19 protein-coding genes are annotated in these 19,170 nt (G+C 58.4%); 2 read left to right on the top strand and 17 right to left on the bottom strand.

Annotation, left to right across the window (positions count from 1 at the left end; all coding sequences use genetic code 11):
• Positions 1-7: 7 nt before the first annotated feature.
• The 5 genes from AABB31_RS10055 to AABB31_RS10035 form a co-directional block, all read right to left on the bottom strand.
• A complete protein-coding gene (locus AABB31_RS10055) occupies positions 8-1,237 on the bottom strand; it encodes a type III PLP-dependent enzyme (RefSeq protein WP_342078282.1) in 1,230 nt (409 codons plus the stop codon).
• Position 1,238: 1 nt separating this feature from the next.
• Entirely contained in the window at positions 1,239-1,475 is a 237-nt protein-coding gene (locus AABB31_RS10050; protein ID WP_342078283.1) for an acyl carrier protein, read from the bottom strand.
• 40 nt (positions 1,476-1,515) lie between these two features.
• Positions 1,516-3,057 (bottom strand): AMP-binding protein, encoded by a 1,542-nt coding sequence (locus AABB31_RS10045; RefSeq protein WP_342078284.1) that lies wholly within the window; start codon positions 3,055-3,057, stop codon positions 1,516-1,518.
• Between the two features lie 29 nt (positions 3,058-3,086).
• Positions 3,087-3,635, bottom strand: coding sequence for a serine acetyltransferase (locus tag AABB31_RS10040; RefSeq protein WP_342078285.1), 549 nt, complete (start codon positions 3,633-3,635; stop codon positions 3,087-3,089).
• Positions 3,636-3,776: 141 nt separating this feature from the next.
• Positions 3,777-4,775, bottom strand: coding sequence for a glycosyltransferase family 61 protein (locus AABB31_RS10035; RefSeq protein WP_342078286.1), 999 nt, complete (start codon positions 4,773-4,775; stop codon positions 3,777-3,779).
• A 333-nt stretch (positions 4,776-5,108) separates the two neighbouring features.
• Between AABB31_RS10035 and AABB31_RS10030 the strand changes: the two genes are divergently transcribed.
• Together AABB31_RS10030 and AABB31_RS10025 are read left to right on the top strand one after the other, a co-directional pair.
• Positions 5,109-5,873 (top strand): hypothetical protein, encoded by a 765-nt coding sequence (locus AABB31_RS10030; protein WP_342078287.1) that lies wholly within the window; start codon positions 5,109-5,111, stop codon positions 5,871-5,873.
• A gap of 145 nt (positions 5,874-6,018) precedes the next feature.
• Entirely contained in the window at positions 6,019-6,672 is a 654-nt protein-coding gene (locus tag AABB31_RS10025; protein WP_342078288.1) for a class II aldolase/adducin family protein, read from the top strand.
• 2 nt (positions 6,673-6,674) lie between these two features.
• Here the strand turns inward: AABB31_RS10025 and AABB31_RS10020 are convergent, their stop codons facing one another.
• The 12 genes from AABB31_RS10020 to AABB31_RS09965 all read right to left on the bottom strand — a co-directional run bounded on the left by AABB31_RS10020 (position 6,675) and on the right by AABB31_RS09965 (position 18,968).
• Positions 6,675-7,406 carry a peptidase gene (locus AABB31_RS10020; protein ID WP_342078289.1) on the bottom strand — a complete coding sequence of 244 codons (732 nt, stop codon included), beginning with the start codon at positions 7,404-7,406 and terminating at the stop codon, positions 6,675-6,677.
• A gap of 35 nt (positions 7,407-7,441) precedes the next feature.
• Positions 7,442-8,239: a transglutaminase family protein gene (locus tag AABB31_RS10015; protein ID WP_342078290.1), complete on the bottom strand. Its 798-nt coding sequence runs from the start codon at positions 8,237-8,239 to the stop codon at positions 7,442-7,444.
• A gap of 1 nt (position 8,240) precedes the next feature.
• Positions 8,241-9,182, bottom strand: coding sequence for an alpha-E domain-containing protein (locus AABB31_RS10010; RefSeq protein ID WP_373635702.1), 942 nt, complete (start codon positions 9,180-9,182; stop codon positions 8,241-8,243).
• Positions 9,182-10,603, bottom strand: a complete 1,422-nt coding sequence (locus AABB31_RS10005; protein WP_342078292.1) for a circularly permuted type 2 ATP-grasp protein — start codon at positions 10,601-10,603, stop codon at positions 9,182-9,184. Before AABB31_RS10005 ends, AABB31_RS10010 begins: the two co-directional genes overlap by 1 nt.
• Positions 10,604-10,643: 40 nt before the next feature.
• The gene (locus AABB31_RS10000) at positions 10,644-11,870 is read right to left on the bottom strand and encodes a sigma-70 family RNA polymerase sigma factor (RefSeq protein ID WP_342078293.1); all 1,227 of its coding nucleotides are present in this window, start codon (positions 11,868-11,870) and stop codon (positions 10,644-10,646) included.
• Between the two features lie 163 nt (positions 11,871-12,033).
• Positions 12,034-13,041 carry a hypothetical protein gene (locus tag AABB31_RS09995; protein WP_342078294.1) on the bottom strand — a complete coding sequence of 336 codons (1,008 nt, stop codon included), beginning with the start codon at positions 13,039-13,041 and terminating at the stop codon, positions 12,034-12,036.
• Entirely contained in the window at positions 13,038-14,060 is a 1,023-nt protein-coding gene (locus AABB31_RS09990) for a DUF2169 domain-containing protein (protein ID WP_342078295.1), read from the bottom strand. The genes AABB31_RS09995 and AABB31_RS09990 overlap by 4 nt, the downstream gene beginning before the upstream one ends.
• Before the next feature lie 4 nt (positions 14,061-14,064).
• A complete protein-coding gene (locus tag AABB31_RS09985; protein ID WP_342078296.1) occupies positions 14,065-14,655 on the bottom strand; it encodes a hypothetical protein in 591 nt (196 codons plus the stop codon).
• Positions 14,656-14,663: 8 nt separating this feature from the next.
• Positions 14,664-15,626: a type VI immunity family protein gene (locus AABB31_RS09980; protein ID WP_373635701.1), complete on the bottom strand. Its 963-nt coding sequence runs from the start codon at positions 15,624-15,626 to the stop codon at positions 14,664-14,666.
• 6 nt (positions 15,627-15,632) lie between these two features.
• Positions 15,633-16,592 (bottom strand): PAAR-like domain-containing protein, encoded by a 960-nt coding sequence (locus AABB31_RS09975; RefSeq protein ID WP_342078298.1) that lies wholly within the window; start codon positions 16,590-16,592, stop codon positions 15,633-15,635.
• A 1-nt stretch (position 16,593) separates the two neighbouring features.
• Positions 16,594-16,860 (bottom strand): hypothetical protein, encoded by a 267-nt coding sequence (locus AABB31_RS09970; RefSeq protein ID WP_342078299.1) that lies wholly within the window; start codon positions 16,858-16,860, stop codon positions 16,594-16,596.
• A 35-nt stretch (positions 16,861-16,895) separates the two neighbouring features.
• On the bottom strand, positions 16,896-18,968 hold the full coding sequence (locus tag AABB31_RS09965) for a type VI secretion system tip protein TssI/VgrG (protein ID WP_342078300.1): 2,073 nt from the start codon (positions 18,966-18,968) through the stop codon (positions 16,896-16,898).
• Between the last annotated feature and the right edge of the window lie 202 nt (positions 18,969-19,170).

The following is a 19,170-nucleotide window of genomic DNA, read 5'->3' as shown; positions in this document are numbered from 1 at the left end:
TTTGTCGTTAACGTGTGCCGGGTCCAAAATCCCGGGAAATGTCGGTCATCGCGTCGGATTCGACCAGGATTTCGCACGGGGCCGGATGGCTGATGAAGTAGACCGGGCTGGCAGTGGGGCCATAGGCGCCACTTGAATGCACCGCAACCACATCGCCGACATCCAGTGGGGGCAGGGCCACGCCATTGGCCAACCGGTCAATAGAGGTGCAAAGCGGGCCGACCAGATTGATCTTTTCCTCGCCATCCCCGCCACCGACGCGGTGCATTTTATAGTTGCGATGGATCACCATGCCGAAATGCCCAGAGGCGGGCAGGTGGTTATTCATGCCCCCATCGCAAATGCCGATCCGCTGCCCGCGCGAGTCCTTGATTGTGACCACGCTTGTCAGGAAATACCCTGCCTCGCCCACAAGGTAGCGGCCAAGTTCCAGGATCAGTTGGGTGTCTTTAAAGGGCGGTTCCTGCCGAAATGCGTCAAGGTCGGGCCCGACATTCGCAGCGATTTCAGCCAGATCAAGCGGTGTGTCACCCGGATGATAAGGGATGCCCAGACCTGATCCAAAGACCAGCTTTTGGGGCGTGATATCATGTGCCGCACAGATATCGCGGAAGACGCCCATGAAGTTGCGATAATTTTCGCAGATGGCATCGGGTTTGAGGCATTGCGTCCCCGAGTAGATATGCAATCCGACGATTTGCAAATGCGGCAGCGCCAGAATTTGCGGCAATATCTCGGGCGCATCTTCGATATCAATCCCAAAAGGGCTGGGGCGCCCGGCCATGTGATCGCCAAACCCTTTTGGTACAGAAATAGGGGAAAGACGCAGCAGGACATGCTGTATCTTACCCGCCTCGCCAGCCATCCGATTGGCGGTTTCCGCCTCTTGTAGGTTCTCGACGACCAATTCACCGACGCCGGTTGCAATCGCTTCTGCGATTTCAAAATTGCGTTTGCCCGGCCCGGTAAAACTGGCCTGCGCGGGTGTCCAGCCAGCCTCGGTGCCAAGCCGCAGCTCGCCGATAGATGACACGTCCACAAGCTCAACCCGTTCGGCCAGCCATTTCAAAAGGCCCGGGTTGGGGTTGCACTTCATTGCATAGCTCAGGCTGAACCACGGGCCGAGTGTCTGGCGGATTTCGTCAAGGCGCGCCTCAATCGCATCCGTCATGTAGACGTAGGACGGGGTGCCAAACGTTGCCGCCGCCTCGGCCAGTCGCGCGTCGAGATCGGCCATACTAGGCCTGACTTTCCGCTAGCTGCACGATCCGTCCGACCGTGTCGAAATTTTCCAGCGTGACGTCGCCCGGATGCACCTCGATCCGGGCCTTTTCTTCGACGAAACCAATCACGTTCATCATGGCCACAGAGTCCAGCATGCCGGAGGAAAACAATTCTGTTTCGGCGTCGATATCTTCTTCAAGGTTCAGTTCGTTCTTGAGATAGGCGATCAAATCATCGGTCGTTAAGGCCATTTGCAATTGGTTCCTTCATAAAATCGGAAAATGTCTGAGGTCAGGCGCCACTTTGAAGCTGGGCCTTTGATTCTGCAATAATTGCAGGGCGGTCGAGTTTCCCGCTGGCGGTACGTGGCATTGCGCCAGGCCAAAGATAGACGACCCGGGGCACCATGTAATGGGGCATCGTCTTGCGGCAATGCGCCATCAGGGCCGCCTGATCAAAATCGCCGATACCTGTCAGTGCCACATGCACAACCTGGCCCAGATCATCGTCATCCACGCCGTAGGCCACAACATCCGCGGCCATGCCACTGCGCGATACCAGATCCTCAACCTCTGTCGGGCTTAACCGGAACCCGCTGGTCTTGATCATGTCATCCACGCGGCCGACAAACCAAAGATCCCCGTCTTCATCCACGCGAACCAGATCACCGCTATAGACAACAGGCGCGTCGCCCAGGATATCCGCCAGTTCAGGGCATGGTTTGATCTTGTCTGCGGACAGGTCAGGTTTCTGCCAGTATCCCATGCTGACCAGGGGCCCCGCATGCACCAATTCACCCTGTTCGCCCGGACCAGCAACACCTTTGCCGTGCTGGATGATGTAAACCTGGGCATAAGGCACCGCTTGCCCGATCGACCCCATTTTGGCGGCAAAACGAGATGGCGGCAAAAAGGTGGACCTGAACGCTTCGGTCAGCCCATACATCAGGAAGATTTCGACGCCGGGGAAGACGCGCGGCATTTTTTCAAGGATGTCAGGTGGGATCTTGCCGCCCGTATTTGTGATCAACCGCAATGTGGGCAGTTCCGTGGGGGCCTTGTCCAAAAGCCGGACAACCTGGTTCCAAAGCGGCGGGACGCCGGCGAAACCGGTTACCCCATTTTGCACGATCGCTTTGACGACCTCGGTCGGCATGACGACGGGTTGGTGCACCACGCTGCCGCCAACCAGCATCATGGTGGTCAGCTGATTGAGGCCCGCGTCAAAGCTGTAGGGCAGCACGGAAAGCAGCCGATCATCTTCGCCAAGGCCCAGATATTCGGTGACCGACATCGCGCCGGTGCGGATGTTGCTATGGCTCAGCATGACGCCCTTGGGCATCCCGGTAGAGCCGGACGTGTAGATGATCATCGCCAGCGCATCCGCAGCCGGATGATGTTCCTGACCGGCGCCCGTCGGTGTCAGGGCGGACCATGATTGCTGGCCGTCGGCCAGTGCTGCGACTTTACCCTCGACCAGCACGCCCAGCAGACCATCAGGCATCTTATCTGCGGTCAGATTTTTCAGGGCTGCTGCGTTGGTGATCAACGCGGCGGCGCCGGCATCGGACGCGACATAGCCCAGTTGCTCGGCCGTCCATTGTGTATTTACGTTGACAACGACCGCGCCGATTTTGGCCGCGCCAAACATTGCCGTGGCTTCCTGAATGCTTTTGCGCAGGTGAACGATAATCCGGTCGCCCGCCTTGACCCCGATGCCGGTCAGATAGTCAGCGACCAGATCAGCCTCGGCCGACATTTCGGCATAGCTCACGCGCTGTTTTGCGTCGATCAGCGCCGTCTTATCCGCCTTGGCGGGCAGATTATCGGCCATCAGTCTGTAAATGCTTGATCCGCCCATGGTCAGCTGTCCTTGTCCGTGTCATTCGCTGCGGGTTTTTTGGCAGCGAACATGGCCAGGCGCGGGAAGACCTTTGCCGGTGATCCAATCACCGTGGAATCCGATGGGACGTTGGTGGATACCGCCGTATTTGCGCCAATATGCACGCGGTCCCCGATGCGCACATTGCCCAGAATGGTCGAGTTCACGCCGATGAACACATCATCACCGATCACCGGGGCCTTTTCGCCCATATTGGTGCCAATTGTGACGTTATGCATCACGCCACACCGGTCGCCGATCACCACATTTGGGTGGATAGACAGGGACCCTTCGGCGTGGATGATGTGAAATGCCTCGCCGATCTGTACCTGCGGGGGGATCCAGACCTTGGTGACATTCAGGATGAAGAATTTCATCAGACCATAGCCCTTGTTGGCGACCCATCGCCCAACGGGATTTTTGATCCCGATGGCCCAGCGTCCATAGCGGTAGACCTGAAGCGAGACAAATGCGGGTTCAACGAGGGAACGGCCGTGCCGTATATAGTCGTCTTTTGTCACACGAAACACGTGTTTTCTCTCCAAACAGGGGCCCACATAACGGGCGAAGTCATTTCATAGCACATGGTATTTCACAAGGTTTATCCGGCGGTTCGGGCGCTGGGCGGGTGCGTCAAATCGCGGTTGTTGCAAATCTGTTGTGTGTTGCCGTCAAGTCGGGCGTTTTGCTGATTTATCCAGCAAATCAATGGTGCGTTGCAGATCGTCCCAGTTCACCTGAAAACCGTCCTGCGTCCCTTGACCGACCACAAAGGCATAACGTTGATCCTGCCGATCCGTCACCATTTTAAGCGTGGCAACAACCCGGTCGGGGGGCTGAATAACCAGTAGCGTCGCATGCCCGGGCATGGTGGCCAGACCATGGGCCAGGTGGCTTCCCTCGATCCCGGCGATGATCGCGGCCTCACCACAGGTTTCGGCGATTTCATCAACGGTGGCCTTGGCCGGGTCAAGGATATGAAAGCCATATGTGTCGGCCAGCTGTTGCGCGATCTCAAGTTCGTTTTCCAGAACCCGCGCATCGCCGGACCGGCCACGTACGATAAACACCCCGGGTAGCGGTTTGACGTCCCGACCGTCCAGCAAACGGGCCCGCAATTGGCGCGCACGGTCGGCCTTGGCGCTGTTGTTGGGCAAATCCTCGAACAGGATCAATTCGTCAAAATGCATGCTTTGAACGCGCTGCGGCGCCATGCCAAGCAACTCTTCGTATCGGGGAACATGCCCTGATGGCGTGGGCGATGTCGTCACCACTGTGCCGAGCCCTTCGGTCAGAAAATGCGTCAGGCAATCCTGCCGCAGCCATGTCCCGAACCAGCGATTGCCGATCCAGCTTTCATACATGACCGCATTCATCGCGGCTGTGGGTTTGCGGTAGGACAAGGATCGCGAAGAGCGGGCGCGCAGATGGCGTTCACGGCCCTTTGCATAGAGAACCCCATCCGCCAGATCCACGTGACGCAGCCGATATCCCACCGTGGGGGCTTCGGTCGTGTCGTAGCCACCTTCAAAGGCGCGGATGACCTCGGCCGGGGGCGAAAATTCTGTATCAGCGATCCGGTCGATCTGATCGGGCAGGAAAATCGCGGGTGGGGTATGCCGGGTGGCGCCGGGTGCGACCTCCCACCGATCAGCGGCGTTTTCCAGCAAATCAGGAAGCGCCCTGCCAAGCCGACGGCGGATTTGGGCATGCAATGGTCTGAAAGACATCATAATGAATAGGAACCAAAAAACGGAATAAAAACGTCGCCACACATAGGCAAGTGATGTCGGTCTGTCCAGTCGCCATCCGGTGTGATGCACCTTTTGCGGTAGCCCTGTGACAGATTGTATCGCTGCGTAACAAAACCTGTTCCCGCAGCGGCAACAGTTGCAGTGACGTAACGGTATTGTTGCGGTGGCGGCTGCAGTCTTCATTTGGCGTTGTCAAGATGACATCCTTGGGCCATACAAAGACAACATTTTGTTAATTGGTGACATAATATGAGCACATTTCGCGCTTCAAAAGCATTCTTCAAAGCAGTTGTCTTTTCTGCTTTGGCCCTTGGATCAGCTGCAAATGCAGCGACCCTGGACATCTCGCACAAGCTGGAAGTCGAATACGAAACCGTCGATGGGGTCCGCAGCAACACTGCAACCTATTCTACGGATTTTCACGGCTCGCTGGTCACAGCCACTTATGTAGATGGCACAACCGAGTCGATGATCTGGACACAGACATCGCAATGGACAGCTGGCATCAACAGCGATGATATCGGATTGCGCTACCGCTGGTGGGGTTTTGATCTGACGGCGCATCGCGGTCTTGCATCGCTGTCGTTTGATCTTGCGGCATCGGGTGTGATTTTTGACGCCGGATATCACGAGGGCGAAGTTGGCAACACGCCGACAACGTCCAGCGGCATCCCGGTGCATCTGAACGCGTTCAATTCATGGAACACTGCGGATAGCAGCCTGATCGGGTCTGTTCACGCGACCTATAGTGGTCTGGTGCAGATGGTCGGACATGCGCCCGGCATGGACGCCTTCACCCGCCTGTTGATCGACTTCACCGGCCTTGAAGGTGGTGGGTTCCTTGGTGCAGTGACACTCGCCCTTGATCTCGATGTGCTCGAAGGCGGGTCCGAGGGGATTTCCAACGTGCCACTTCCGCCTGCGCTGTTGCTTTTGCTGGCAGCGGTTGGCGCGCTGGGTCTTCTTCAGGTGCTGCAAAAGCGCGAACCTGAACTGGTTCCCGCGCGGGCCTGATCGCAACAGAACAAAACGACGTTAAGGCCGCCGGAACTGGGCGGCCTTTTTCGTTGCCCCGTGCAAGGGCCGCCCGCTGTTGACAATGCGCGTGGTCGTTGGGCAGGTTGCCCATGCGCCCCAGATCAAAAGGTAGTTCCCCTGCATGGCAAATGTGCTGCCCGACAATACGGCCACCCGTCAGTCCATGATTGATGCCTGTATCTGGATGGGGCAGGCCGGGATCAACCACGGATCGTCCGGGAATATCTCGGTCAGGACGTCGGGTGGTGTGTTGATCACACCCTCAGCCGTGCCATATGCCGAAATGACGCCGGCCATGATCTGCCAGATCCCGACCACCGGTGCGCCTGACCCCAAAGATACCCCAAAGCCATCGACAGAGTGGCAATTCCATCAATCCGCCCTGCAGGCCAGACCAGATGTCGCGGCCGTGGTGCATGCCCACCCACCCCATGCGACGGCCATTTCGACATTGCGCAAACCGATCCCGGCCATTCACTATATGGTCGCGGCTTTTGGCGGTGCGGATGTTCCCGTGACCGACTATGCGCTTTTCGGCAGCGCGGCACTGGCGGGCCTTGTCGCATCCGCGCTGCAGGCCCGGGATGCCTGCCTGTTGGCCAATCATGGGGCCATTACGCTGGGTGCGACGCTGGACCAGGCATTGTGGCGGATGGCAGAGCTCGAGAACCTTACACGCATCTTTACCATTGCCGTATCCACCGGCGACCCCGTCTTGCTGACCGAGGCCGAGATCGCCGAGGCGCTGGAAAGCTTTGCAAGCTACGGGCGCTAAGGTCAGATATTGTAGCTGGGCAGACCTTTGAACGCGGCCTTTAGCGCGTCGCCCCAGTCTTCGGATATCGCCTGATAGACGGGGTCGGTGCTTTCGACCCGCTTGTGCCGGTCAGAGCTGAACGATCCGTCTTCGTAAATCTCGACATCGAAGGGCAGGCCGACGGACAGGTTGGCCTTTACCGTCGAATCGAAGGACACAAGAAGCAGCTTGATCGCGTCTTCAAAGCTCATATCCGGATCATAGGCGCGGACGATGATGGGCTTGCCGTATTTCGTCTCGCCGATCTGAAAGAACGGTGTGTCGTCGGATATTTCGATGAAATTCCCCTCGGGGTAGATCAGAAAAATCGTCGGCTTTCCGTCACCGATTTGTCCGCCCAGGATCACAGATGCCCGAAACTGATCATCGGATGTCTGGCCATTTGGTGAACTTTCGGCAATCACCTCTTTCAACGTATCCCCGACCAGCCTTGCGACCTGGAACATCGTCGGCTGTTTCAGGATGCTGGGATCACGATCCTCGACAACATGGGACCGTTCCTCCAACAGGCTGATCAGCGACTGGGTTGTGGCGAGGTTGCCAGCCGTCAATATCGTGATCTTACGTTCGCCCGGAATGGTCCAGGTGAACATCTTGCGGGTTGTGGCAAAGTTGTCGACGCCCGCGCTTGTGCGGGTGTCGGACATAAAGACAAGCCCGCGATTGATGCGCATGCCAACGCCATAAGTCATATCAGGTGATCCAATGATAGGTCCAAGTCAGATATTTATTGCTGGACCTGTAAAGATACAATCAAACTCTCGGACCCTGGACCCATGCGAAGGCCGGAAATCGGTGCGGCATCCTGCGCGTCGCGCCCAATGGCGATCCGGACATAGCGTTCATCCGGTGAAATCCCGTTTGAGACATCAAAGCCAACCCATCCCAGATCGTCCAGATGGACCTCGGCCCAGGCGTGGCTGGCATCCTGGTCAATCTGGCCGTCCAGCATCAGGTATCCGCTGACATAGCGGGCGGGCAGGCCAGCCTGCCGTGCTGCCCCGATCATGATATGGCTGTGATCCTGGCAGACGCCAAACCCGTGTTTTAGCGCCTCTTCGCCGGTTGTTTCGGCTTGCGTTTCACCTGTTCTGTAGGGGGCTGCCTCAAGGATGGCGGCGGATATTTCGTGCAGGCTGCCCAGCATATCGTCTGTGCCGTTCAAAGCCTTGGACAATGCCCGTATGCCTGTGCCGGGCTTGGTCAGCAGGGTCTGCTGCCGAAAGTGCCACAGCGGCGCACGGCCGTAACGCTTGCCAAAAATGCCAGCCGCATCCTTGGTGTCGATCGTTCCGCTGGCGGTCAGGGTCAGGCCGCCTGTCCCGGGATCGGCGCTGACAAGATCCACGTGATTGCCGTAGTGATCGGTATAGCTTGCCTCGACCTTGCCGCCGTCAATCTGCAGGCTCCAGTCCTGAACGGTCTGCACATCGGATGTCAGCGGGCGCAACCTGACTTTCTGCAGCGTGTAGGTCACCGGCTGGTCATAGGCATATTGGGTCGTATGTCGGATCGAAAGCTGCATGTCAGTTATTGAACCTGTAGTCTTGTTCAATCTGTTGGCCGAGGCTGGCGGTGTCGCTGATCACCGATGTCAGGAATTCGTGCAGCCCCTCTTCGAAAATGGAATCGATATCCCGGTCTTTCAGTCGGGCCATCAGCGCATCAGCCTTGTCATGGCAGGCCATCCGTCCGCCATATTCCTCGGCCAGATACCCAAGATTAGAGGATACCTGCGAACAGCAAAATGACAGCGACCGTGGCATCCGGCGATCAAGGATCAAGAAATTCGCAATGGACCCCGCTGAAAACTCATCATCGGTCGCCCACCTGTAGGATCGGTGCGCCGAGACCGACCGCAGGATGGTCTCCCATTGCACATTGTCCATGCGGCTGCCCACATAGGATGGTGACGGCAGCAGCGCGTAATATTTCACGTCAACGATCCGGGCGGTGTTGTCCATCCGTTCCACAAAGGTGCCGATCCGGCAGAAATCATAGATGTCATTGCGCAGCATGGTGCCGTGCAGCGCCCCCCGCACAAGTGCCGATTGCTGGCGAATGGTTGCCAGCAGATCGGGCAGGTCGGTTTCCTTGATGGGCCGTTTCAACAGATCGGCCAGCAGCATCCATGTCTCGTTGATCGCGGACCAGACCTCGGTCGTCAGGGCCGTCCGGACAAGCCGGGCATTGTCGCGCGCCGATTTGAAGACGGAATAGACCGAACTTGGATTGGTCTTGTCCCGCAGCAGGAAGTTGACCACCTGTCCGCTGTCATACCCATCGTGATTTGCCTCATAAGCGGCTTGCGCAGCAGAGGTCACAATCACCGACCGCCATTCTGATGCCGTGTCGGTTGAGCGGGTCAATGCGATCCGGAACCCGGCTTCGATCAGTCGGGCTGTGTTCTCGGCCCGCTCAAGCGAACGGAACATCCAGTAGAGGCCGCCTGCGGTTTTTCCTAACATCAGTCTTCCAGTACCCAGGTATCTTTCGTGCCGCCGCCCTGGCTTGAATTCACCACCAGGCTGCCCGCCTTCAGCGCCACGCGGGTCAGCCCGCCGGGCGTGATATCCACACCGTTGGGTGACACAAGCGCAAAGGGCCGCAAATCCACATGGCGCGGCGCGAGCCCCTTCTTGGTGAAAATAGGCACCGTGGACAGGGACAGGGTCGGCTGGGCAATATAGTTGGCAGGCCGGGCTTTCAGCTTGGCGGTAAAGTCCGCCAATTCCCGTTTGCTGGCTGCCGGTCCGACCAGCATGCCGTAACCGCCGGATCCGTGGACCTCTTTGACGACCAGATCGGCAAGGTTATCCAGCACGTATTTCAACGCATCCGGTTCCGAGCAGCGATAGGTCTCGACGTTTTTCAAAATGGCCTTCTCGCCGGTGTAGAATTCCACGATCTCGGGCATGTAGCTGTAGATCGCCTTGTCATCGGCCACGCCGGTACCCGGTGCGTTTGTGATGGCGATGTTGCCGGCCCGGTAGACATCCATGATCCCAGGCACGCCCAGCATGGAGGACGGATCGAATGTAAGCGGGTCAAGGAAGGCATCGTCAACCCGGCGATAAAGCACGTCGATCACTTTATAACCGCGCGTTGTGCGCATTGCGATATGGCCATCCACGACGCGCAAATCATGCCCTTCGACCAGTTCCACACCCATCTGATCGGCCAGAAAGCTATGTTCGTAATAGGCTGAATTGTGGATACCCGGCGTCAGAACGGCCACACATGGGCGCCCTTTGCATGATTTCGGCGCGCAGGCGGCCAGCGATTTTCGCAGGTTCTTGGGATAGTCGCTGACGGGTTGCACTTTGATCTTGCTGAAAAGTTCGGGGAACATTTGCAGCATGGTTTCGCGGTTTTCGAGCATGTAACTGACGCCCGACGGGGTTCGCGCGTTGTCCTCAAGCACGAAAAAGTCGTCTTCGCCGGTGCGCACCACGTCCGTGCCGACGATATGTGTGTACACATCCCCCGGCGGCGTGAACCCGATCATCTGCGGCAGAAAGGCATCATTTTGGGCGATCAGCTCAACCGGGACAACACCGGCGCGCAGGATTTCCTGCCGGTTATAGATATCATGCAGAAAGGCGTTGATGGCTCTGACACGTTGATCAATGCCCTTGGCAAGCTTGGTCCACTCTTTGTTGGAAACGATACGCGGGACCAGATCAAAGGGGATCAACCGCTCTTCCGCGTCGGCCTGTCCGTAAACGTTGAAGGTGATCCCGGTGCGCCGAAAGAACGCTTCGGCCTCGCGGCTTTTCTTTGAAAGTCGCGCAGTATCCTGCGATGTGAACCACCCGTCATAGGCGGCATAGGGGTAGCGCACGCCGTCGGGCGTCTGCATTTCCGAGAAATGTTCTATGGAAGTCATGCCGTCAAGCTTAGAGTGTTTGGCGCTATTGGCAAACGGTTTACTCGATCCGTCCGCGGGCCCGCCATGGATTGGGTGGCCCGGCCGCCAGTGATCCGCCTATGGGTTCTTCGCTGATGGCCAGAATAGCACCCGGCACCAGCCGGCGATATTGATCATCGACCGTAAGCCGCCCGGACGTGGCCGTCGGCAATGGTCCCAATGGCATCGGCGCGAGATCCTCAAGCACAAGCCAAAGCGTCAGGACATGATCGTCCGATGCAGTCCCGGCTGTCCGGTCAAGGGCGAGGACCCCGCTATCGGGGTCAAATGCAACATCCAGGATCACCGACCGATCAGCGGCGCTGATGGTGGCAAACAGGTCGTTGCGCGCCGCGTTGCTGGGTCCAAGCAGCAGATTGACAATCAACAGCGCTGCACCCACGGCGACCCCGACACCGGCCAACCAAATCACCGCCTTGTGCTGCCACCAGCGTGTTACCTTGGGTCCGAATAGCTGCAATCCGATCTGATCGAAAAGGGCCGCAGGCGGGATCACTGGCCCAATCGGATCGGTCAGTTGGGCCAGATCCTCGGTCCAGTTGATCAGCAATTGGGACAGGGCCGGTTCGGCCGTCAGCCGCGCCTCGAGATCGGCGGCTTCGGCCCGGGTCAGAAGCCCAAGCGCATATTCCGCGGTCAGGACCGCGTCGGCGCCGTGGTCTTGATCGTCGCCTGCGTCGAGGCAGCCGCGAAGCGCAGCAAGATGACTGGACATCTGCGCGCGCAAGGTATCGGCCGAGACGTCAAGCCGATCCGCCAGATCCACATAAGTCTGCCCATCCAGATAGGCCCGCCGCAACGCAATGGCCCGATCCTTTGGCATCTTATCCAGGCAGTTTGCGATCTGGCTGCGCGCGCCTGCCGCACCGCTCTGCATCTCGGGTGATCTGGCCGGGGCGGTGATTGCGGCGATATCGTCCAGATCTTCGCGGCCACCGCGCGGCCCAATCTGGCGCCGCCGCAACCTGTCCACGGCGGTGTTGCGGGCAATCGTCAGCAACCACGTCATGGGACCCAGACCGTTGCGGGGGTATTTGCCCGCTGCCTGCCAAATGCTGCGGTAGGTATCGACCAATGCATCTTCGGCATCGGCACGGTTGCCCAATATCCACAATGTCAGGCCGAACAGTTTTTCCGATGTGGCGTTATAAAGGGTTGCCAGGCTGTCCTGATCGCCGGCTGCAATCGCGGCGATATATGTTTCGATATCCGGCGGGGTACTCATGAAATCGGTCCAGTATTTACAGCGATAGAAAAGCACAGCGTTTCAGCCCAATCCAGCGCGCACAGAGGCTGAATGCCCCGCTTGCGCAGTTTTGTGTTGACCGCCCGCTGACAATTCGCCCGGTCAGTCGGGGCTGTTTCCAATATGACGTTTTGGCCTGACCCTAACGGCGCCGCTCAATGCATAGCGCGCCGCGAGGCCCATCACGGTCACCAAGTGCCGCAAGCAGATGAAGCGAGCCGACCGTGGGCGCCCAAGGGGCCAGTGCGCAGTAGACAGGAGCCGTGGCCGCACCCACATCCCCGATGGCAGTGGCCGGGCAGATCGGATCCGCAAGCGCGTCATTTGCCAGATGGGTCAATACGACGCCCGTTTCCTCGCCCCTGTGCCGTTCTCCGTTGAAGTCCGACAGCAGCGCACCCGGCGTGGCTTGCCCGGCGCTGGCCTTGGTCAGACAATCGGTCATGGCCCGTCCCATGATACCGCGTTCGGGATCGTCAAGGCGGGCCTGCTCTGTGCCGATAGCGGTGCCGTGCAGGCGCGCCATGAACGGGCGGTCATCCGGATCTGCGGCTTGCACCACAAGAAGGGCGCCGGCCTCGCCGGGAACAACGCCGTAAGGATTGGTCTGCACATTGGCGAGACCGGCCAGCGCCCGTCGGTCAAGAACCAAGGGTGCCACCAGACTGTCAACGCCAGCGACCATTGCAACACTCACGTCGCCACTGGCCAAAGCGTCCGCCGCAGCATCGGTGGCCTTTACGCCTGCGACAGCCCCGCCAAAGATGTAGGTCAGGCCGCCAATGCGTGACAGCCCCATCGTGGGCATCAGTGTCTTGAACTGGTGCAGCCGTGCTGCATCATGTTCCAACCATGCCGGCAGCGCCAGAAACAGGTGCCAGCGTTCATCGCGAGGCATATCCTCTGGCAGGTCCGCCATCGCCCCCGCATAGGCCGCCGCCAGAAGATAACCCAGCCGCGCAATCGGATCGCGCTCTTCCAGACAACCGGCCACAAAGCCGCCGGTCTGCGGCAGGCCATCATGCCCTACAAAGCTGGGATGCCGTTCCAGATAGGCCGTTCCGGCCAGGATTTCCGGCGCGGCGCTATGGAGTACGCCTGATGCGGGGCTGATCAGCCCGGCGGCCCGGATATCCAGCGCGACCTTCATACCGCCACACCTGTCATCTGTTTGAGCCGAACGGTGCTGTACGCGATCCCCGCATCATCGCCGTTGCAGGCAACCTTGGTGGTATAGACCAACCGCAATTGGCGGCTGTCCAGATCGACCTCGGCCCGCAACATGGTGAACCGGGTGTCGATGGGTTGATTGCGAAACAATGTCCGGGCGGTCAGGATCAATTGCGGGATTTTGAACTGAACCGGGCCGGTCGTGAAAAAGCCGTCCAGCGCAATCGTCTCGCCCCCGTGCAGGAAATCCGGCACGATCTGGTCAGGGGGCGCGGTGTTGAAAAAGAGCGGGTTGAAATCGCGCGGCAAGAGCGGTGATCGTTCCGCCTCCCATTTGGCATCGTAGGTGCCGGCATATCCGACGCGCGGGGTCCAGTTGCGTGCAATCGGTCCAAACCCGATCGGCGTCGTATCCGCCCCCCAGGACATGATATCGGTGCCGGGGTGATGGATGCGCGGCAACATGATCTCGGCGCCGCGTTCACCGCCCGCGCCAAGTTGCATTTGCATCCCCGTCCCGATGGGATTGGCCGGATGCCATTCAGGATGATGCGGTTCCAGCGTGCCGCCATAGCAATGACGCCAGCTGATCAGCGTGTCTGCAACCGGGCTGTGTTCTTCGACTTTCCAGCCCAGCAGCCCTTTGCGTGCGATGCGGGTTCCGGTCAACTCGGCGGTTTTGATCTGGCCGTCGCGCGCCAGTTTCAGTGGCCAGTTTGATACCGGCTTGGCCGGGGCCCCGATTGTTCCAGTAATCAACAGATCGGTCGCCGTTGCGAAGGCCACAATATCCTGCTCGGCGGCCAGTTCGGCGCCGTCGCCCGGCAGATATTCAGGTGCGACACGGACATCCTGCTGATCCTCCGCGATCCGTAGCGCAGATTGAGGGCCGATATCGAAACTGGCCCGAACCGCAACGCACCATACCTCCTGCCCATTGGTATCGCGTTCAAATGCGCCTGCGGTCTTGAATGGGGTGCGATTGCGTATTTCCCACATGCCGCTACCGGCCCGCCAAAAGATCAAGTTCGTCCAGCGCCAATGTACCCATGATGACGGTGTCAGTGCTTGTCTGATGCGCAGCCTGCGCCTGCATCAACATATCCTTTGCACGGGGTGTCGCATGCCGGACCCCACGCTGGATCTGGTCATCTTGTGCAGGCCGGACCTCTGACCGGCCATTCTGCGTCACGATACCGCCCAGCGTGCCATTGTCCGGAAAAGCGAAACCATGGGCGAGCACATATCCCGCCTGCCCGTTTCCGGCCGTGGCGAGCAATTGTCGCAGCACGTTAAACCCGCCGATGATTTCGGGCATGCTGTCTGTCCACAACAGCGACATGCCTGTCAGGTAACCTGTCGGCTTGTCATAGGCGAAATGCCAGCCCATCTGCGGTGCGCTGCCAGCGCGCAATTGATCCAGATACTTGCCTGCCGTGCTTGGTGTTTCGCGCAAGTCGCTGGCATAGATATATTGCCCCAACATATCCCAATCATTGAATGTTGTCGGTGGGGTTACCGGTGCCGTTAGTGCGGCGGGAAACTGGTCGGGATTGATCGGCGCGTAAAAGGCAAGGCAGAATGGCTCCGACATGGTGTCAGTTACTCCTCGCGATCAAACCGGCGCACCCAGCGCAGCGTTTCTTCATAAGGGTCCAGCGGTTCCGGCACGTTCAGCAAGGCCATCGGCGTGTTGGGATAGTCCTCGAACCGGATCGGGCGCAGCGCGTCATTCACAGCGCAATAGGCCGTGGGCCACAAATCAGCGTTCCGGTCGCCGATATCCGGCAGATCGCCCGCCTGGATCAGGACGCCGCCATCCCATTTGTGAATTTTCGCGGCATCACCCAATGCACTTGTCAGATCATCCAATCCGCCAATTCCGGCCAGCAGTTCATCATTGAGGATCGTCAGCCAGTTCACGGACCCGATCTTGCCGGTCACGCAATTGGCCTCAAAAAACGCGACCTCATCATCGAGCCCCGGAAACCGGGCCAGATATGGCCATTGTTCGCGAAAACGGGCGCGCATCATGCCCGCCTCTGTGGTCATGGCGATGCCGATTGTGCCCTTGACCGGTTTCAGCCGGTTGCACCAATCCAGCATCAGCGCGATCCATTCCGCATCATGATCGGCGAACCATTCCAGCGGCACATGGGCCATGACCGTGGAATAGGGGACCTCGTCCAGATCGTCGGTTCCGGCCAGAAAGGCCTGCGCGGCATGGCTGGGCGGGATATCGGGATCGGTGAGATGAATTGAGAATTCATCCTCGGCCGGGTCCAGATCAGCCATCAGCTTGCGGTAATAATCCACAAACCCGTCGCCCTTGATCGGGGACAGGCGATTTGCGTTTCGCTTCTGATAGGCGCCAACATCATCCGCAAAGGTCTTTTGGAACTCTGCGAAGACATCCAGCACGGCGGCCCGTTTCTGCGGATCATCGGATTGATCAACCGCCAAAAGCGCCTGCATCGAAAAATCGAGTGCGGGTTCGTCCGGCGCGTCGTGAAAGCCGATGGCGAGGTTGCCAAGCTCTTTGATCTGGTCTTTGTCCATGCTCATCTGGTCTTATTTCCCGGCAATTCCGCCGACGCTGGCCGGTCCGGCGGCACCCGCCGCGACGGTCTTTTTGCGCTTGCTCTTTGATGTCTTGCCTGCGGCACTCTTGCGTTTTTTTGGTTTCGGGAAACAGGGGCAATCGTCAATCACGTCGTAATTGACCCCAAATTGCTTGGCGGCTTTGCTGTATTTGCTGTTGGGATGTCGCTTTTGGCTGTCACGCAGGGTGTCGCCGGGGAACTTCATCTCGAAGATGCATTGCGGCTTGCCGCTGCCATCCACCGCAACCGCATCCGGACGGATGCCGCCGCCTCGTGTGAAGGGGTTGCTGGATGGCATCGGGCCCTTGCCCTTGTTCTGCTTGACGATACCCCATTTTCCGCCCTTCTTTTCCATGCTGACTTCGCGCCAGAGATAGCTGTCTTTCTTGGGGTATTTGCCCTTGTAGTGCTGTTTTTCGATCTTCTTGTTCAGGCAGGCCTGGCCCTTGCCTTCCTCATAGCATTCGCAGGCAAGCTCGCAGAGGTGATCGCGCATAGCCTTGATCGCACTTGGTGTCACCGGGGCCTGCAGTTCACCACCCATCGACACCGTGTTGCCCTTGTTCATGAGCATCTTGTCGGTCAGACGGCAGGCGTTCTTGCCATCAAGTTTGACATCCATCGAATAGGTCAGCCATGTGGCCTTGCCTTTGAATGTGCCTGATTTGACGCCCCCGGCTGTGCCAGGTTCATCGCCTATGGACATGAAAAATTCGGACCCCTTGACCGCACAGCTGTTGCTGCCATCGGCGGTCACGGTTGTGGTGCCTTTTGCCAGATCCTTTGAGAATGCGATATTGGGGTAGGGGATGGGAACAGGGCCACCGGGGCTGGGTGTTTTGCACACATCGGGGATCGTGGCCGTCACCACCCCGGTAGAGCCCTTATGCGATAGCGATATGCCGTTGATATTGACCGTGACCGGCATGTCAGTTCAGCTCGATCGCTGCACCATTCAACACAAGCGTGCCATGCGACATCGCCGTCACCCGCTTGCCTTCGATCCGGACCGACCCGTCCTTGCGCACCAGTAGCCTGGCCTTGCCTGCCGCGATCCGCAATGTCTCGCTTGGGGCGTCATATTGCACGACCTGCAGGATCGCGCGAAGTTGCTGCAATTCATCCTGTGTCAGCTGCGGTTCGGGTGTGACCGGTGCGGTCTCAGCGCCAAAGGCGTCGTTTGATAATTTGTTCATCTTGAAAATCCAGTCTGGTCAAATCGAAAAACAGGTCAGTTCATATTCAGCTTCGAGCCCTTGATCGTCACGCTGGACGAGGCCTTGATGCCAACTTTCTTCTTGGAGGAGGCAGACACATTGCCGTCCCCGTTAATGGTGATGTCCTTGCCGGTCAGGGTGATTGTGCCATCCTTTTTCATCAGCAACTTGGCCTTGCCGACCTGGATGCTCAATTCATCCTCGACGACGATGGTTTTCTTGGCCCCAACCTGGGTGGCCTGATTGCCGCCGATATTGATCGCCTCGTTCCCCGATACGGTCAGGGATTTGTCCTTGCCGACCTGCTGGCTGGCATTGGCCCCGACGGTCAGAGAATGGGCTGTGCCCACCGCAGTACTCATGCCAAGCGCGACTGCAATGCTCATCGCGCCGCCAATCCGTTCATCGTGGTGCTGACCAAGGGTCATGGATTTGTTGACCGCAATGCTTTCGGTATGGTTGTTGCCGACGGTGATTGTCTTGTCATGCCCGATGGTTTCGGTCTGGTCATTGCCGACGGTTTTGCTGCGATCCACCCCGATGCTGTGGGTCTCGTTGTTCAGGATCGTTGTATTGTGATCCTTTTGCGCGTGCATGTAGATTTCTTCGCTGCCGGACTGATCTTCAAACCGCAGCTCGTTGCGGCCCGATCCTTCGTGGCTGACGGACAAAAACCCACTTTGGCTTTTGTTGGCGGGCAATTCATAAGGCGGCATGTTGCTGCCGTTATAGACGCAACCGGTGACCAGGGGCTTGGTCGGATCGCCATCAAGATATTCGACGACGACCTCCATACCGATCCGGGGCAGCACCATCGCGCCCCATCCCTGATGCGCAGAAATCTGGGCGACACGGCAACGCATCGAATTGGCCCCCGCCAGATCCCACGGAAAATGCACAAGGATGCGGCCGAACTCGTCGCAGTCGATTTCACCTTCGCCAACAACCGTTGCCGTCTGCGGGCCGTGAATACGCGGGGTGGGGGTGACGCGTTGCGGGGCATAGGGCGCGGTCAAAGGTGTGAATGCATACTGGCCGGTATAGCTTTCATCCGACCCGCCGGCCTCGGACCCGTAGGATTCAGATAGAAATGTGTGATGGGCCGAAAGGCACAGATATTCGATGTCTGCGACGCCTTCCGCGTGCTCGCCCGCCAGCGTCATGGTCATCCCCGATGCCAGGCTCATCGTGTTGCCGGTGGCCATATGGCGATAATCGGCGCTGCGCTCTTGCTGGGTGCGCAGCCGGCTGAGGGTCTTGCCATCGTCCAGCTCCAGATAATCGCCCGGATAGTCATAGGTTTCGATCTGGCCCTGGGCATAGGCCGCGTCACTGACGTGATCGGCCTCCATCGTGGCGTTGGGTTTTTTGAAATTATAGTCGGTCATGCGAACCGCACCCGTGGTCAGATGCCGTTTCGGTTTCCACTTCCAAAAATATTCACCCTCGGATTGCTCCATCCCCTCATTGGGGTTGTAGGTGCGGGTATCACCAGGGATCGGATCAAATTCGAGCAGGCTATCGGTCAGCACAAGCGTATGGCTGCCCTCTTCGTGCTTGAAATGAAAGCTCATCCCGAACTGTTCCATCAACCGGCGGACAAAGTTCAGGTCTGATTCCTGATATTGGACCGTATATTCCAGTTCCGGATATGTTTCGACCAGCCGGGTATCGACGGCGGCGTCGCATTGTCCGGCCCAGTAACTGAAGACCTCGCCGATAATGGCATCCGGGGTCATGTTGTGAAAAATCCGCTGGTTGCGGCGTTTGTCAGCCAGCCAGAACCAGGGGCGCAGCTGGAAACGATAGACATTGGCCGTCTCGTTTGTGCCGACCCATTCTGCCTCGGTCACGATGCCGTCGAAATATCGGGCATCGTGGTGCATTGTGCCCAGCTCGACGGTCATATGCGTGCCGATCAACTGGTCGAAATCTATATTGGCCTCAAGTGAAAGCGCCTCGACCCTGTAGTCAAAAAGATCGTTCACATGGTCTGCGCCCTCAAATCGCTGCAGCACCAGAACATCCTCGCCCAGCCCGGTATGGAGCTTGCCCACACGGTCTTCCTGGCGAAATGTAAAATTCATTTGCCAAACTCCTTTATCAAATACTGTCAGGATATCATCGTTTCCGGGCTGTCCAAACAGTTTTGTCGTATGCGCCAACATTATTGGGCCGGACCGGCAGATCCTGATGATGGTCGTGCACTACGCAGGCCTTGCCGAAATTGCCTAACAAACAGGCAAAACCGGTATGCAACGTTGCGGCCCCGCCTTTGCCCTTTCGTCC

The organism is Yoonia sp. SS1-5, from assembly GCF_038443705.2.
Taxonomy (GTDB): domain Bacteria; phylum Pseudomonadota; class Alphaproteobacteria; order Rhodobacterales; family Rhodobacteraceae; genus Yoonia; species Yoonia rhodophyticola.
This window is presented reverse-complemented; position numbering and strand designations above follow the sequence as displayed.